This window comes from Actinophytocola sp., from assembly GCF_049647105.1.
Classification (GTDB): Bacteria; Actinomycetota; Actinomycetes; order Mycobacteriales; family Pseudonocardiaceae; genus Actinophytocola.
In genome coordinates, this window is sequence record NZ_JBARWZ010000314.1 from 1 (window position 1) to 15,233 (window position 15,233).

Here is a 15,233-nt window from a genome sequence, read left to right on the forward strand (position 1 = left end):
CAATCCCATCGATCACGATGAGTCACCGCCCCAGTCCACGACGGACGCCACGCCGCTACACGGGCATCCTTACGTGAGGCAACGACTCACCTTCCCGGGCATTTTCGATGAGTCAACGCGAACCCCCTGACCTGTCGGTACGCCCCGGTAGACTGGCAAGGCGGGACGCCCCCGGGACAGGGTGGGGGTTGCGTTGGGGGCGATTTGCGGGGTTTGCGAAGGCGCGTTCGGGACGTTTCGGTGTCCCGGGCGCGCCTTTTCGCTTGGTGGTCAGCGCGCTGTCCATCCGGCGAGGACAACGCGCCCCGTGGTGGGTCAGCCGGTCATCGAGTAGCGGACGATGGTCTGCTCACGGCCGGGGCCCACACCGATCGCGGAGAACCGCGCGCCAGACAGCTCCTCCAGCCGCTCGACGTAGGCCCTCGCGTTCGCGGGCAGCTCCTCGAAGGTCCGGCACTTGGAGATGTCCTCCCACCAGCCTGGCAGCTCCTCGTACACCGGCACGGCGTGGTGCACGTCGGTCTGGGTCATCGGCATGTCGGACACCGTCTCGCCGTTGACCTTGTACGCGACGCAGATCGGCACGCTGTCCAAACCGGACAGCACGTCGAGCTTGGTGAGGAAGTAGTCGGTGATCCCGTTGACGCGCGCGGCGTACCTGGCGATCACCGCGTCGAACCAGCCGGTGCGCCGCGAACGCCCCGTGGTGACGCCGACCTCGCCGCCGGTCTTGCGGAGCCGCTCGCCCATCTCGTCGTGCAGCTCGGTCGGGAACGGGCCGGAGCCGACGCGCGTGGTGTACGCCTTGAGGATCCCGATCACCGTGGTGATGCGGGTCGGGCCGATGCCGGAGCCGGCGGCCGCACCACCCGCGGTCGGGTTCGACGAGGTCACGAACGGGTAGGTGCCGTGGTCGACGTCGAGCAGGGTGCCCTGCGAACCCTCCAGCAGCACGGTCTCGCCACGCTCAAGGGCCTGGTTCAGCAGTAGCCGGGTGTCGGCGATCCGGTGCGCGAACTTCTCGCCGTACTCCAGCACCGAGTCGACGACCTGCTCCGGGTCCAGGCCCTTGCGGTTGTAGACCTTCACGAGGATCTGGTTCTTGACGTCAAGCGCGGCCTCGACCTTCTGCCGCAGGATCTTCTCGTCCAGCAGATCCTGCACACGCACGCCGACCCTGGACACCTTGTCCTGGTAGGCGGGCCCGATGCCGCGGCCGGTGGTGCCGATCTTGGCTTTCCCGAGGTAGCGCTCGGTGACTTTGTCGATGGCCACGTGGTACGGCATGATCAAGTGCGCATCGGCGGAGATCAGCAGTCGTGACGTGTCGACGTCCCGCGCCTCCAGGCCGGCCAGCTCGGTCAGGAGCACGCCGGGGTCGACGACCACGCCGTTGCCGATAACGTTGGTGACGCCGGGAGTCAGAATGCCCGAAGGGATCAAGTGCAGAGCGAAGTCCTGTCCATCGGGGAGCACGACCGTGTGGCCGGCGTTGTTGCCGCCCTGGTAGCGCACCACCCACTGGACCTTCTCGCCCAACAGGTCCGTTGCCTTGCCCTTACCTTCGTCGCCCCACTGGGCGCCGATGAGCACGATGGCCGGCATGTGAACTCCCCGATGTCAACGGAATACGAAGTGGGCGCATTTCGGATGGGCGAAATGCCGGTGATTGAGCGTAGACCAGGAGGCCCGGGATGGGTGCGCTGATACTGGGTTGTGGGAGTGCCGTCACCAGCGGTGACTGGCGGAAACTGGCTTCGGCCTCGGGATCGGGGGTCCACGAGATCCCCGCCACACCCAGCAAGAACGACGTTGACCCGCTGCTGAAGGCGGATGACGTCGACCGCGTGGTGGTCCACGGGACCGACGCCGACCTGGCCGCGGTCGTCCTCCGCCTGATGCGCACCGAACGGGTGGACGACCTGATGGTCGGCTTCGTGCCGACGGACTGGAAGCAGTCGCATGTCGCCCAGTTGTGGGGTTTGCCGGTCGACGGTGTGGACCTTGCGCTCACGGGCAGTGATCGCGCCCTTCCGTTGGTCCGGGACGACAACGGTGGTGTGCTCGTCGGTCTCGGCGTGGTCGCCCCGGCCCGCGGCACCGTGTACTGCGACGACACCGTGGCGCTGCGTGGCGACGCGTCCCGGATCGAGGTCACGCCGGGCAAGGCCGGGGTGTCGGTGAAGGTCGTGCGTGGCAGGCTGCGGCGCCCGGCGACGTTCGAGGGCCGTGCGGTGCAGTTCGGCATCGACGAGACCCTGCCGGTCCGCGACGGCGTCGAGTACGCGCGCGCGGTGACGCGGTGGACCTGGTACCGCCACACCGAGGATCTGCGCGCGATCTGCTGAGCAGCCTTCTTGCCCGCCCGCGCAACGCGGGCTGACGCGCCGCCCGCACTCGTCTGCAATGGCGGCATGAAGCTACGAATCACGCTGCTTGCCGCCCTGCTGGTGGCTTTGCTGCCCGGACAAGCGGAGGCGGCACCCGCCGACACGATCTCCGCGGACCGCGCCACCGTGCGCGACAACCCCGGCCGACTGGTGCTGGCGAACGCGGCCAAGGGCGACCCGGCCGAAGTGCAGGGCTACTGCGGGGAATGGGTGCGGGTCCGGGTGACGCCGAACCACGCGATGGCGACGACGACCGGCTGGGTCATGCGCGGCCACCTGACGAAGGCGAGCCAGTCCGGCGGCCTGGACGGTGTGCCGGAGCGCTGCGGCGACGACACTGACCGCTGGCGCGACTGGGTCGGCGCGATCAACGCACCGTTCCGGTCGCTGCGGCAGGTGGACGGGCAGTGGCGGCGGATCACGTTCGGCACGGGCGTGAACCTGGCCGCCGGGTGCGTCCTGTCGCTCAACTACACGCGGGTCAACGACGGCCCGGACCGCGTCGACCCCGCGCAGGCCGTACCGGGGCTGGACATGACGAAGGTGAGCTACCGGTACGTGACCACGGACGGCGCGGTCGCGCTGATCAGTGCGCCGCGGCCCGGCGCCTCCTACGCCGTGTGGGGCTTCGTGCCGTCGGAGTGCCTGCAGCCGAAGAACCGCGAGCACGTGTACTTCGACGAACCGGTGGTGCAACTGGAAAACACCTCCGGTCTGCACACCGGGGTCGGCTACTCGAATGAGACGATCCGCGCTCGCGGATGCTCGGCGGGTTTGCTCAGTCCGACGCAGCCGCGGTTCGGCTACTGGGTGGATCCGGCTCCGGCCAACCGGCCGCCCTGCCCGGTGTAGGTCGAGTTGACGGCGGCGGCGGGACCGCGAGGGGGTTCCGCCGCCGCCCTTTGCTGTTCGGTAACGCTTTGCCGCCAGGCAACATCGGTGCGCGACAGTGATTCCCATGAACCCTGCACGCAGCCTTCTGGCTGTCTTCCTACTGGTAATGGCAATGGCGGTGGCGTTACCCGCGACGTCACCACAGCCGGCCGCCGCGACCCCGCCCGGTATCCCGTCCGAGGCGACGGCCCGCTCGGAGCTGGCAGCGCTCCGCGTCGCGGCCGACGGCTCGAGCAGCGGCTACTCCCGAGACATGTTCCCGCACTGGAACACGGTGAGCGGCACCTGCAACACCCGGGAGACCGTCCTCAAACGGGACGGCACGAGCGTGGTCACCGACTCGGCGTGCGCGGCGACGTCGGGGCGCTGGTACAGCCCGTACGACGGCGTGACGTGGAGCGCGTCGTCCGATGTGGACATCGATCACGTGATCCCGCTGGCGAACGCGTGGCGCACCGGCGCGTCGGGCTGGACCCAGACGCGGCGCACGCAGTTCGCGAACGACCTGACCAACCCGCAGCTGATCGCGGTGACCGACAACGTGAACTCGTCGAAGGGCGACCAGTCCCCCGCGACGTGGAAGCCGCCGAGGACCGCGTACTGGTGCACTTATTCGAAGATGTGGGTGCACGTCAAGTACCGGTACTCGCTGACGGTCAACTCGACGGAGAAGTCGGCGTTGACCACGATGCTGGGCTACTGCTGACCCGTTCGGCCCCGGCCGAAAGTCTGCTTTCCCGCCAGATCATTGCCCCTGGTGATCGTCGTGTCGCACAGTCGATGCGACAACTTCACCCAGGAGGCGCGATGTCGGGGAAAACACTCGTCGCCTCGCTGGTTCTCGCTGCCGGGACCATGGTCGGTCTCGGCAGCGGGACAGCGAGCGCGACACCACCGGGAATACCGGACGCGGCGACGGCGGCAAGCGAGCTGGCGTCGCTGACGGTAGCCCCTGACGGCTCGATGGACGGCTACGACCGGGAGCAGTTCCCGCACTGGCACACGGTCGAAGGTGCTTGCAACACAAGGGAAACGGTCCTGCAGCGGGACGGCGACGGCGTCGAGGTGGGCAGCGACTGCGCGGCGACGTCCGGCAGCTGGACCAGCCCGTACGACGGCGAGACCTGGACCGCGACGGGGGACGTGGACATCGACCACATGGTCCCGCTGGCGGCGGCATGGCGCACGGGAGCCGCGGACTGGACCACGGCCCAGCGCGAGGCGTTCGCGAACGACCTTGACTCCCCGCAGCTCTGGGCCGTGACGGACAACGTGAACCAGTCCAAGAGCGACCAGACTCCTGATCAGTGGAAACCGCCGCTGCAGTCCCACTGGTGTGAGTACTCGAGGGCCTACACACACGTCAAGTACGTCTACGACCTGACCGTCAACGACGCGGAACAGGGCGCGCTGGAGGACATGCTGGCGACCTGCTGACATGACAGAAGGGGCCGTCCACGGCGTGGGCGGCCCCTTCTGTGTGAACTCAGGCCAGGCCGAGCTGGGCCGGGGCCTCCGGGTCGGAGTCGGCGAGGAACTTGGTGCAGCGGTCGTACTCCTCGGTCTCCCCGATCGCCTGTGCGGCGCGGGCGAGCGCCGCCAGTGCGCGGAGGAAACCGCGGTTGGGCCGGTGCGACCACGGGATCGGGCCGTGCCCCTTCCAGCCCGCACGGCGGAGCTGGTCCAGACCGCGGTGGTAACCGGTCCGTGCGTAGGCGTAGGCCGCGACCGGGTTGTTCTCCGTCAGGGACAGCTCGGCCAGCGCGGCCCAGCCCTCGGAGAAGTCGGGCCACTCGGTGACGACCTTCGCCGGATCGGTGCCCGTCTCCATGGCGTTCTGCGCCTCGGGCCGGTCCGGCAGGTGGGTGGCAGGCGGGCCGCCGAACAGGTTCTCCTGCAGTGTCATCTGTTCAGCCTGCCAGCATCCGGCCGGCGGACTTCAGGTGCTCGCACGCCTCGGTGACGCGTGCGGCCATGCCCTGCTCCGCGGCCTTCAGGTACGACCGGGGGTCGTAGGCCTTCTTGTTGCCGACCTCGCCATCGATCTTGAGGACACCGTCGTAGTTGCCGAACATGTGCGCGGCGACCGGGCGGGTGAACGCGTACTGCGTGTCCGTGTCGATGTTCATCTTCACGACGCCGTAGGACAGCGCCTCGTGGATCTCCTCGAGCAGCGAGCCGGAGCCACCGTGGAACACCAGCTCGAACGGCTTGTCGCCGGCCGGGCGGCCCAGCTTCTCGACGGCCACCTCCTGGCCGCGCTTGAGCACGTCCGGGCGCAGCTTCACGTTGCCCGGCTTGTAGACGCCGTGCACGTTGCCGAAGGTCGCGGCCAGCAGGTAGCGGCCCTTCTCCCCGGAACCGAGCGCGTCGATCGTCTTCAGGAAGTCGCCCTCGGCGGTGTACAGCTTCTCGTTGATCTCGTGGGCGACGCCGTCCTCCTCGCCGCCGACGACCCCGATCTCGACCTCGAGGATGATCCGCGCCTTGGCGGCCCGGTCGAGCAGCTCGGACGCGATCGTGAGGTTCTCGTCGAGGTCGATGGCCGACCCGTCCCACATGTGCGACTGGAACAGCGGCTCCCTGCCGGCGGCGACGCGTTCCTGCGAGATGGCGATGAGCGGCCGGACGAACCCGTCGAGCTTGTCCTTGGGGCAGTGGTCGGTGTGCAGCGCGACGTTCACCGGGTACTTGTCCGCGACGACGTGCGCGAACTCGGCGAGCGCGACCGACCCGGTGACCATGTCCTTGACCTTGGTACCGGAGGCGAACTCGGACCCGCCGGTCGAGACCTGGACGATCCCGTCGCTCTCCGCCTCGGCGAAGCCGCGCAGCGCCGCGTTCAGGGTCTCGGAAGAGGTCACGTTGATGGCGGGGAATGCGAACTCGTTCGCCTTCGCCCGGTCCAGCATCTCGGCGTAGACCTCGGGTGTGGCGATGGGCATCGGTACGTCCTCCTCGTGACTGGACAGGGCCGGCCGGTAAGGGCCGCCGGCCCCGATCCTACGAGCAAGGACGCGCAGCCCGCCGGGAGGATGACCGATTCAGAAGAGCCGCCCCGCCGCCACTCACACCAACACCGGCGAAAGAGCCCGCAACACCCCCAGCTTGTCGGCGTTCAGCACCTGCAGGGCCACCTGGTCGGCCCCGGCATCCCAGTGCGCGGCGACCCGCTCCCGCACAGCCTCCGCGTCTCCCCAGGCGACCAGCGCGTCCACCAGGCGATCGGACCCGCCACCCTCGAGATCATCCGAGGAGAACCCCAGCCTCAGCCAGTTCCTCGTGTAGTTGGGCAACGTCAGGTACATCGCCAGCCGCGAACGGGCAATCCTCCGAGCCTCGTCAGGATCGGTGGCAAGCACGACCTTCTGCTCCGGCACCAGCAACTTCCCGGCCCCGAGAATCGACCGGGCCTGTGCGGTGTGCTCCGGCGTGGTCAGGTACGGATGCGCCCCGGCCGACCGGTCCCGGGCCAGCTCAAGCACCCGGGGCCCCAGCGCGGCCAGCACCCGCCCTGACTCGGGCACCCCGCCGGCATCCAGCCCGTCGAGGTAGGAAACCAGCCGGTCATAGGGCTTCGAGTACCGATCACCGACGATCGACCGATGACCGGCGCCGATCCCCAACGTGAACCGCGAGGGATAGGAAGCCTCCACCCGCCGGTACGCGGCGGCGGTGACGGAAGGCTCCCCGTCCCACACGTTCACGATCCCGGTCGCGACCCGCAACGTCGTGGCGGCGGCCAGCGTCGGTGTGACCGTCGAGAGGTCACCGGCAGGCGACCCGCCGAGCCACACCGTCCCGTACCCGAGCCGTTCCAGCTCCGCCAGCACGGCCGGATCCCGCAGCTCGGGCGTCACGAGATCCCACAGACCCAAAGTCTTCGACATGTGTCGAAGACTACGCCCGTCAGCCCGTGAAGGCCGGGGACAGCACCACCCCGTCCCACCCACCGGACGGCGCGGACAGCCCGAACAGCGAGGCCACCGTCGGCGCGACATCCATCGTCCGCGCGGGCGCCGACGACACGAGACCGCGCCGCACCAGCGGATGCCCGCCCGACACCACCAGCGGGATCGGCTCGGTCGCCGGATGCCCGTGGTTGCCGGGAATCGGATTGGAGATCACCGTCGGGTCCGTGAACCGCCAGCCCGCCTCGCAGTACACGACGAGATCGCCGGCGTTGGCGCCGAGATGCAGCCCGGCCGGGTCGTGCACCGACAGCACGCCGGATGTCGCCAGCGCGATCGACCGCATCCGGTCGACGGCCGCGGCACGCTCGTCGGCGGGCCCGGTCCAGTACAGGAGGTCCGCGCCGCCGTTCTGTGCCACCTGGAACCGCCCGGCCAGCGCGGGATCGTCGTCCAGCCTGCCGGTCAGGTTCACCACCGACAGCGGCAGCGACCAGTCCATCGAGTGGTCGCTGAGCACGATCACGACCGACCGCTCCCACAGCCCGCGCCACCGCAGGTGCGCGACGAACCTGGCCAGGTTCGCGTCCGTGTCGATCAGCGCCAGCGTCCGCAGCAGCCGGACCGACGACCCGGTCAGGTCGGCGTGCCCGAACCGGTCGACGTCGCCGAGGTTGGCGAACACCAGCGCCGGGTCGTGGTCGTCGATCACCTTCAGCATCGCGTCCATCGTGAACACGTCCGGCGCGTGGTCGGTGATCGGCAGCATCGGCTCCGGCGTCCAGCGATGCGTCGCCCGCGTCCCGAACACCCCGTGCAGGTAGTCCTTCGACAGCACGCTGGCCGTCGCGAGGCCCAGCTCGGCGGGCAGGCGGTCGAGCAGGGTCGGCACCAGCAGGTCGCTCGGCAGCCCCAGGTCACGCACCTCGCCCAGCGCCGGGTCCCACACGGAGTTGGCCGGGACGCCGGACCGCGCGGGCCACACGCCGGACATCATCGCGACGTGGTTGGGGATCGTCTCGGCCACGGTGATCGCCCTGGCCGCCGCGAACGACGTGCCCTGCGCGGCCAGCCACCGCACGGTCGGCAGGTACGCGCCGACCGCCTCGTCCGGGCGGCAGCCGTCCACGACGACCACGTACACCCGCAGGTCCGCCGCGGCGCGCGCGACGGAGGAGGAGAACGCGGTCAGTGCGGCCGCGCCTGCCGCCCCGCCCAGCAGTGACCGGCGGGAGATCGCCGTCACGACAGGGGCCCGATCGGCGTGCCGACGGACTGCACCTTCTGCGTGCCCGCCCTGGTCCGGAACGACCGGGCCCACGTCAGCGCGCTCGCCGGGTCGGCCTTGTTCGCCAGGTAGTACCAGTCCATCTGCACACCGGATGGCGTCACCTCGAGCACGGACGCGCCGTGCGAGTCCAGCTCGCAGTACTTCATGTGCCGGTTCAGCGCCTTGATGGCCGTCTCCAGCACGACGGACGCGGTCCTCGGCGGCACCCCGAGGATGTCGTCGATGTTGTCCGAGGTCACCGATGTGCACACGAACTCCGTCGCCACGGACTTCGACAGCAGCGGGTACAGGCCGGCGTCCCTCGGCACGTCACTCGCCCACGACGTGTGGATGTCGCCGGTCAGGAACACGGTGTCACGCACGCCGTTGTCGGCGAGCGTCGCGAGCAGCCGCCGCCGGTCGGCCGCGTAGCCGTCCCACTGGTCCGGGTTGATCGAGATGCCCTCGCTCGGCAGGCCGAGCAGCTCCATGAGCGGGCGCAGCAGGTCGGGGGACAGCGGCGGCAACTGCAGCGGCGCCACCATCACCGACGTGCCGACGAGCTTCCACTGCGCGCCGCTCGACACGAGCCCGTTCTCCAGCCACGTCATCTGCTCGGCGCCGGTCATCGTGCGGTTCGGGTCGTCGGCGTCGCCGTCGCCGATGCCGACCTGCTGGGACCGGTAGCTGCGCAGGTCCAGCATGGACAGCTCGGCGAGCAGCCCGAACCGCAGCCGCCGGTAGATGCGGTCGGCCTCGTTGCGGACCGGCATCCACTCGAAGTAGGCCTGGTGCGCCGCCGCCTTGCGGGCCGCGTAGTCGCCCTCGGTGTCGGGCTGGTGGTTCTCGGCGCCGCCGGACCACGCGTCGTTCGCGATCTCGTGGTCGTCCCAGGTCGCGATGAACGGGACGGTCGCGTGCAGCCGCATGAGGTGCTCGTCGGTCTTGTACTGCGCGTGGCGGCGCCGGTAGTCGGCGAGCGTCAGGATCTCGTGCGGCGGGTCGTGTGGGCGGACGGCACCGCCGCCGCCCTCGTAGATGTAGTCGCCGAGGTGCAGCACGGCGTCGAGGTCGCCGCGTTCCGCCAGGTACCGGTAGGCCGCGAAGTGGCCGTCCGGCACGTTGGAGCAGGACACCACGCCGAACCGCAGGCGGGCGACGGCCGCCGACAGCGCGGGCGCGGTGCGGGTCGCACCGGTCGCCGACACGGCGCCGTCCAGGCGGAAGCGGTAGTGGTAGGTGGTCGCGGGGGCGAGGCCGGTGGCGTCGACCTTGACGGTGTGGTCGCGGTCGGGGCCGGTGGTCGCCGAACCGGACGCGACGACGGTCGCGAACGCAGGGTCGGCGGCGACCTCCCAGGTCACGGTCACGGTCGGGCCTGTCCCGGAGCCGGGGGTCGCGTCGGGGATCGGGGTGACGCGGGTCCACAGCAGCACCGCGTCGGGCAGGGGGTCTCCTGAGGCGACGCCGTGCGCGAACACCGGATCGGCGGCGGCCACGGCGGTGGCGGGGAGCGCGGTCGCGCCGAGCACAACACCGGCGGTGGCCGCGCCTGCGCGCAGTACGGATCGACGGTCGTAGGTCTGGTCCATGAGCTTCGATCCTGGTCGCGAAGGGGGGGTGTGACATACAGCCGTTCTGCGTAAACATCTCGTGCACAATTGCCACTTACTCGGAGTAGGTTACTAGTGGTAGGTTCGGCCCATGGGTCTCTTCGGCAGTGGGCAGGTCCGAGGCAAAGTCGTGGTCATCACGGGTGCGGCGCGCGGCATCGGCGCCGGGCTCGCACGGGACCTGTCGGCAAGGGGCGCGAAAGTGGCGCTCGTCGGGCTCGAAGGGGAGGAGCTCGCCGAGGTCGCCCGTGAGTGCGGTCCGGACGCCGGCGCGTGGGAGGCCGACGTCACCAGCTGGACCGACCTGGAGACCGCGACCGCCGAGATCGTGGCGCGCTACGGCCGGATCGACGCGGTGGTCGCCAACGCGGGCGTCGCGGCGACCGGCTTCACGCGGTCGATCGACCCGGCCGCGTTCGAGCGCGTGATCAACGTGGACCTGCTCGGCGTGTGGCGGACGGTCCGCGTCGCGCTGCCACACCTGGTCGAGTCCAAGGGTTACGCGATGCTCGTGTCGTCGGCGGCCGCGATCATCCACATCCCGGGCAACGCGGCGTACTCGGCCGCGAAGGCCGGCGTGGAGGCGTTCGCGAACTCACTGCGTGCCGAGGTCAAGCACCTCGGTGTGGACGTGGGGGTCGTGCACCCGACGTGGATCGCGACCGACATGGTCAACACCGCCGACGAGCACCCGGTGTTCGGCAAGCTGCGCGGCTCCTCGGGCGGGCTCGTGAGCAAGACCTACCCGCTGTCGGTGGCCGTGGAGCTGATGTCGGCCGGGTTGGCCAAGCGGGCGCGGGTCGTGCACGTGCCGGGCTGGGTCGGCGTCGCCAAGCTGTTCCGCGCGCTGATGCCGAGGGCGGTCGAGCTGTACGCGCGCAAGATCATGCCCGCAGCGGACAAGGCCGCGCTCGAGGACATCGAGAAGCGCGGCGCTGTCGAGTCGAGCCTGGTCGGCCCCGGCGCGAAAGCTGCGGCCGAGCGGGAGCGTCCGCTATAACGAGTGCCATGTCGCGACGTGGCCAGGTGCGGATGACACCCGAGGAGATCACGGCCTTCCTCGCGGAGGGCAGGACCGCGAACATCGCGACGATCGGCCCTGGCGGCAGACCACATCTGGTGGCGCTCTGGTACGTGCCGCGCGGGGACGTGATCGAGACGTGGACGTACGCCAGGTCGCAGAAGGCCGTGAACCTGCGACGCCTTCCGCAGGCGACGATCCTCATCGAGACCGGTGACTCGTACGAGAAGCTGCGCGGCGTGTCCATGGAGTGCGACGTCGAACTGGTGACGGACACCGAGAAGATCACGATGATCGGCCAGCAGCTCATGCACCGCTACAGCCAGAACGCACAGGCGGCGACATCGGGGAGCCAGTTCGTGCGGCTCCAGGCGCCGAAGCGGGTCGGCCTGGTGTGTCGGCCGACGAAGATCGTCAGCTGGGACCACGGAACACTAGGCGGCGCCTACTGAGCCGAGGACGAGCTTCCACTCGTTCACGGCGCGCGACGCGGCGATCCCGTCGACGGTGTACGGATCTTCGGCCAGCAGCCGGTCCAGCTCGTCGCGGTCGGCCACCTGGTAGATCGCGAACCCGGCGGAGTCGTCGGCCCACGGCCCGGCCGCGCCGACCTTGCCCTGCTCGACCAGTGCCTGGAGGTACGCGCGGTGACGCGGCCTGCTGTCTTCGAGCTTCGCGCGGTCGTCGACGTACGTCGTCTCCACTGTGTACCAGGCCATAGCGGCACGGTACCGCTGCCGATAGGGTTCTGATGTGACTGGGGACCTCAGCGCGGAACGCACAGTCGAGCGGACGCTCGGCCACCTGCGCGCGATCGACACCGGCACTTTTCCGGTGCCACAAGCGGAACAGGCGCCGCTGACGCTCGAGGACCTGTACCGCACCCACCGCATGCGCCTGGTGCGGCTCGCGCTGCTGCTCGTCGACGAACCCGCGACCGCCGAGGACGTCGTGCAGGAGGCGTTCACCGGCCTGCACCGCAACTGGGGCAACCTCCGTGACGCGGCAGCGGCCGTCGGCTACCTGCGGACCGCGGTCGTCAACGGTTCCCGCTCGGTGCTGCGGCGCCGCAAGACCGCCCGCGAGTACACGCCACCGCACCAGGTCAACGCGCGCTCGGCGGAGAGCCTCGCGATGCTGACGGCCGAACACCAGTCGGTGGTGCGCGCGCTGTCGCAACTCCCGCCCCGCCAACGCGAAGTGCTGGTGCTGCGCTACTACGGCGACCTGTCGGAAGCGGAGATCGCCGACGCCGCGGGCATCTCGAAGGGCACCGTGAAGTCCACGGCGAGCCGCGCCCTCGACGCGCTGCAGAAGATCATGCGCACCCCGAACTGAAGTTGTCCACAGCCGCACCGGTTATCCACAACCAAGATCGACAACGCCGCAATGTCAGCCCCAGCCGGTAAACTGGCATGGCGGGACGCCCCCGGGAACGGGTGGGGGTTGGCATCCGGCCGGTTTGCGCGTTTTCGCTGTTCACTCGGGGGCTTGTGGCAGTTCACCGTGGCTTGCGGGCGGGTCGGTCGCCTTCTGGTGTCTCGCGAGGTTGCCGGAACCGGTTGCGGGTGGCGCTCATGATCGAGGCCGTCCTGTGCGAGCGATTTTTCACCCAGTCGTAGACAAGTTTCGTTAGGTGATAACGCGACTGCATTGATACATTGTGAATAATCCCCAAGCGGCTCCGAGGCGCTATGGTATAGACCAATAGTGTCAGTGTTCGAGGGGTGAGGCATGGTTGCGCAGCTGATCACCGGGGGCCGGGTGGCGACACCCGACGGCGTGCTCGACCCCGGCTGGATCCTGGTCGACGACGGCGCGATCAGCGCGATCGGCTCCGGTGAGCCACCCGCCCGGCCCGACGCCGAGATGACCGACGCGACCGGCAGCTGGGTGCTCCCCGGTTTCGTCGACATCCACTGCCACGGGGGTGGCGGTGCCGCGTTCACCAGCGCCGACCCCGGCCACCTGCGCCGGGTCGTCGACGCGCACACCGCGCACGGCACCACCACCATGCTCGCGAGCCTCGTCACGCGCCCAGTCCCCGAGCTGGTCGAGCAGGTCGCGGCGCTCGCCGACTTCGTCGGTGAAGGGCTCGTCGCGGGTGTGCACCTCGAAGGGCCGTTCCTGTCCGCCGCCCGCTGCGGCGCGCACGACCCTGCGATCCTCCGCCCGCCGGACCCCGTCTCCGTCGACGCGCTGCTCGCAGCGGGCCGCGGCACCATCCGCATGGTCACCGTCGCGCCCGAGCTGGAAGGCGCGGTGCCCGCGGTGAAGCGGCTGGTCGACGCGGGCGTCATCGCCGCGATCGGCCACACCGACGCGCTGGCCGAGGACGTCGTCCCCGCCGTCGACGCGGGCGCCAGCGTCGCGACGCACCTGTTCAACGGCATGCGCCCGCTGCACCATCGCGAGCCTGGCCCCATCGGCGTCCTGCTCGACGACGAGCGCGTGACCGTCGAGCTGATCTGCGACCTCGTCCACCTGCACCCGACCGTCGTGCGGCTCGCCGCCCGGCACGCGGGCGCGGGCCGCACCGTGCTGATCACCGACGCCATCGCGGCCGCGGCCGCCGGTGACGGGGTCTACGACATCGGCGGGCTCGAGGTGAACGTGACCAACGGCGTGCCGACGCTCGCGGGCGGCGGGTCGCTCGCGGGCAGCACGCTCACCATGGACGCCGCGTTCCGCAACCTCGTGCAGAGCTGCGGGCTCGGTGTGCTGGACGCGGTCATGGCCGCCGCCACCCGGCCCGCTGAGCTGCTCGGCCTCGGCAACGTCACCGGCAGGCTCGCCACCGGGTACGCCGCCGACGTGGTGCTGCTCGACGACGCGCTGCACCCGACCTCCGTCATGCGGCGCGGAGAGTGGGTACCGTCCGTGTCGTGAGCGCCGACGACCCCGAACGCCTGCTGGCCGAGGCACTGCGCGCACAGGCGATTCGCGCCCCGTCGGACAACTCACCGGTGGGCTACGGGCTGCTGTCCGGCAGCGAGTTCAGCGGCCTCGCGCCAGCCACACCCCCGACCGAGACGACGACGCTGATCTCCGAGGCGCCGCGACAGCTCCCCGCGGTGCTCATCCTGCTGTTGTCGCTGCTCCTGGGCCTGGCGGCGGGTGCGGTCATCGGGTTGCTGACGCTCCTCTAGGGCGCACGGGGAGTTCGCGTACCCTTCGTTGGCGTGACGATCGCAGCCGCCACCGTGCACACAATGTCCTTTTTGCCCTCCTGGCTCGACCCGGAGGTCATCCTGCGTGGCATGGGCGGCTGGGCTCTCGCCGTGCTGTGCCTGATCATCTTCGCGGAGTGCGGCCTGCTGGTCGGCTTCTTCCTGCCGGGCGACTCCCTGCTGTTCGTGGCGGGCCTGTTCGTCGCGACGGGCACCATCGCGACGCCGCTGTGGCTCGTGTGCACGCTGGTGACGGTGTGCGCGTTCGTGGGCAACGTGTGCGGGTACTGGATCGGCGCGAAGGCAGGACCCACCCTGTTCAGCAAGCCCAACTCCAAGCTGTTCAAGAAGGAGTACGTCGACAAGACGCACGAGTTCTTCGACAAGTACGGCGCGCGGGCCATCGTCATGGCGCGGTTCGTGCCGATCGTGCGGACGTTCATCACCGCGATGGCCGGCGTCGGGCGGATGGAACCGAAGAAGTACTTCGTGTACTCGGCCATCGGCGGCGTCCTGTGGGCCACGGGCGTGACCGCCCTCGGCTACTTCCTCGGCGAGATTCCGTTCGTGGAGAAGAACATCGAGGCGATGCTCGTCCTGATCGCCCTGCTCTCGGTCCTCCCGATCATCTTCGAGGTGATCAAGGCACGCCGCGAGAAGAAGAAGCTGCCGCAGGCGAGCGCCGACGCGGCAACGGAGATCATCGAACGGATCTGACGTCCCCGAACCTGGTCGAGCGGCGCGTGGCACCAGCCCGCGCCGCTCGTTTTGTGTGTGCGTGAACCAGACCCCGAAGCCAACGCCGCTCGCGCGCGCGTCGCCCATCCCCCACCCGTTCCCGGCAGGGTTCCGTCAAAGTCGTTTGTGCTGGTCATGTGGTGATTCCGAGTAGCTGTAGTGGTCGGGTGGGGTCGCGGGTCATGCGGCGGAGTCCTGCCGCGATGTTGGTGTATCCGGCGTGGCG

At 69.7% G+C, this 15,233-nt stretch carries 17 protein-coding genes; 10 read left to right on the forward strand and 7 right to left on the reverse strand.

The annotated features are described in order from the left end of the window. Positions 1-315: 315 nt before the first annotated feature. Entirely contained in the window at positions 316-1,605 is a 1,290-nt protein-coding gene (locus WBA97_RS38750; RefSeq protein ID WP_424236061.1) for an adenylosuccinate synthase, read from the reverse strand. A gap of 89 nt (positions 1,606-1,694) precedes the next feature. Between WBA97_RS38750 and WBA97_RS38755 the strand changes: the two genes are divergently transcribed. The 4 genes from WBA97_RS38755 (at position 1,695) to WBA97_RS38770 (ending at position 4,721) form a co-directional block, all read left to right on the forward strand. After that, positions 1,695-2,348 carry a hypothetical protein gene (locus tag WBA97_RS38755; RefSeq protein WP_424236063.1) on the forward strand — a complete coding sequence of 218 codons (654 nt, stop codon included), beginning with the start codon at positions 1,695-1,697 and terminating at the stop codon, positions 2,346-2,348. Between the two features lie 66 nt (positions 2,349-2,414). Then, positions 2,415-3,242 carry a hypothetical protein gene (locus WBA97_RS38760; RefSeq protein ID WP_424236064.1) on the forward strand — a complete coding sequence of 276 codons (828 nt, stop codon included), beginning with the start codon at positions 2,415-2,417 and terminating at the stop codon, positions 3,240-3,242. 148 nt (positions 3,243-3,390) lie between these two features. After that, on the forward strand, positions 3,391-3,990 hold the full coding sequence (locus WBA97_RS38765; RefSeq protein ID WP_424236066.1) for an HNH endonuclease family protein: 600 nt from the start codon (positions 3,391-3,393) through the stop codon (positions 3,988-3,990). 101 nt (positions 3,991-4,091) lie between these two features. Then, on the forward strand, positions 4,092-4,721 hold the full coding sequence (locus WBA97_RS38770; protein WP_424236067.1) for a GmrSD restriction endonuclease domain-containing protein: 630 nt from the start codon (positions 4,092-4,094) through the stop codon (positions 4,719-4,721). Between the two features lie 49 nt (positions 4,722-4,770). Here WBA97_RS38770 and WBA97_RS38775 read toward each other — a convergent pair whose 3' ends face one another. The 5 genes from WBA97_RS38775 to WBA97_RS38795 form a co-directional block, all read right to left on the reverse strand. Beyond that, positions 4,771-5,190 (reverse strand): DUF3151 domain-containing protein, encoded by a 420-nt coding sequence (locus tag WBA97_RS38775; protein WP_424236068.1) that lies wholly within the window; start codon positions 5,188-5,190, stop codon positions 4,771-4,773. Between the two features lie 4 nt (positions 5,191-5,194). Beyond that, positions 5,195-6,229, reverse strand: coding sequence for a class II fructose-bisphosphate aldolase (gene fbaA / locus WBA97_RS38780; protein ID WP_424236069.1), 1,035 nt, complete (start codon positions 6,227-6,229; stop codon positions 5,195-5,197). A gap of 123 nt (positions 6,230-6,352) precedes the next feature. Next, positions 6,353-7,174 carry an LLM class F420-dependent oxidoreductase gene (locus WBA97_RS38785; protein WP_424236070.1) on the reverse strand — a complete coding sequence of 274 codons (822 nt, stop codon included), beginning with the start codon at positions 7,172-7,174 and terminating at the stop codon, positions 6,353-6,355. A 19-nt stretch (positions 7,175-7,193) separates the two neighbouring features. Continuing rightward, positions 7,194-8,441, reverse strand: a complete 1,248-nt coding sequence (locus WBA97_RS38790; protein WP_424236071.1) for an alkaline phosphatase family protein — start codon at positions 8,439-8,441, stop codon at positions 7,194-7,196. After that, entirely contained in the window at positions 8,438-10,057 is a 1,620-nt protein-coding gene (locus WBA97_RS38795) for an alkaline phosphatase D family protein (RefSeq protein ID WP_424236072.1), read from the reverse strand. The genes WBA97_RS38790 and WBA97_RS38795 overlap by 4 nt, the downstream gene beginning before the upstream one ends. Positions 10,058-10,169: 112 nt before the next feature. On the opposite strand from WBA97_RS38795, the gene WBA97_RS38800 reads away from it, so the two are divergent. Then, entirely contained in the window at positions 10,170-11,078 is a 909-nt protein-coding gene (locus WBA97_RS38800; protein ID WP_424236073.1) for a short-chain dehydrogenase/reductase, read from the forward strand. A gap of 8 nt (positions 11,079-11,086) precedes the next feature. Beyond that, positions 11,087-11,551, forward strand: a complete 465-nt coding sequence (locus WBA97_RS38805) for a pyridoxamine 5'-phosphate oxidase family protein (protein WP_424236074.1) — start codon at positions 11,087-11,089, stop codon at positions 11,549-11,551. Here the strand turns inward: WBA97_RS38805 and WBA97_RS38810 are convergent. Next, positions 11,534-11,818: a YciI family protein gene (locus WBA97_RS38810; protein WP_424236075.1), complete on the reverse strand. Its 285-nt coding sequence runs from the start codon at positions 11,816-11,818 to the stop codon at positions 11,534-11,536. The genes WBA97_RS38805 and WBA97_RS38810 overlap by 18 nt on opposite strands. Before the next feature lie 34 nt (positions 11,819-11,852). On the opposite strand from WBA97_RS38810, the gene WBA97_RS38815 reads away from it, so the two are divergent. From WBA97_RS38815 to WBA97_RS38830, 4 genes are all read left to right on the forward strand, one after another. Beyond that, positions 11,853-12,437, forward strand: a complete 585-nt coding sequence (locus WBA97_RS38815) for a SigE family RNA polymerase sigma factor (protein ID WP_184810748.1) — start codon at positions 11,853-11,855, stop codon at positions 12,435-12,437. Positions 12,438-12,833: 396 nt separating this feature from the next. Beyond that, positions 12,834-13,988, forward strand: coding sequence for an N-acetylglucosamine-6-phosphate deacetylase (gene nagA, locus WBA97_RS38820; protein WP_424236076.1), 1,155 nt, complete (start codon positions 12,834-12,836; stop codon positions 13,986-13,988). Next, a complete protein-coding gene (locus tag WBA97_RS38825) occupies positions 13,985-14,248 on the forward strand; it encodes a hypothetical protein (RefSeq protein ID WP_424236078.1) in 264 nt (87 codons plus the stop codon). Before nagA ends, WBA97_RS38825 begins: the two co-directional genes overlap by 4 nt. A gap of 63 nt (positions 14,249-14,311) precedes the next feature. Beyond that, the gene (locus WBA97_RS38830) at positions 14,312-14,986 is read left to right on the forward strand and encodes a VTT domain-containing protein (RefSeq protein WP_424236079.1); all 675 of its coding nucleotides are present in this window, start codon (positions 14,312-14,314) and stop codon (positions 14,984-14,986) included. The last annotated feature ends 247 nt before the right edge of the window (positions 14,987-15,233 follow it).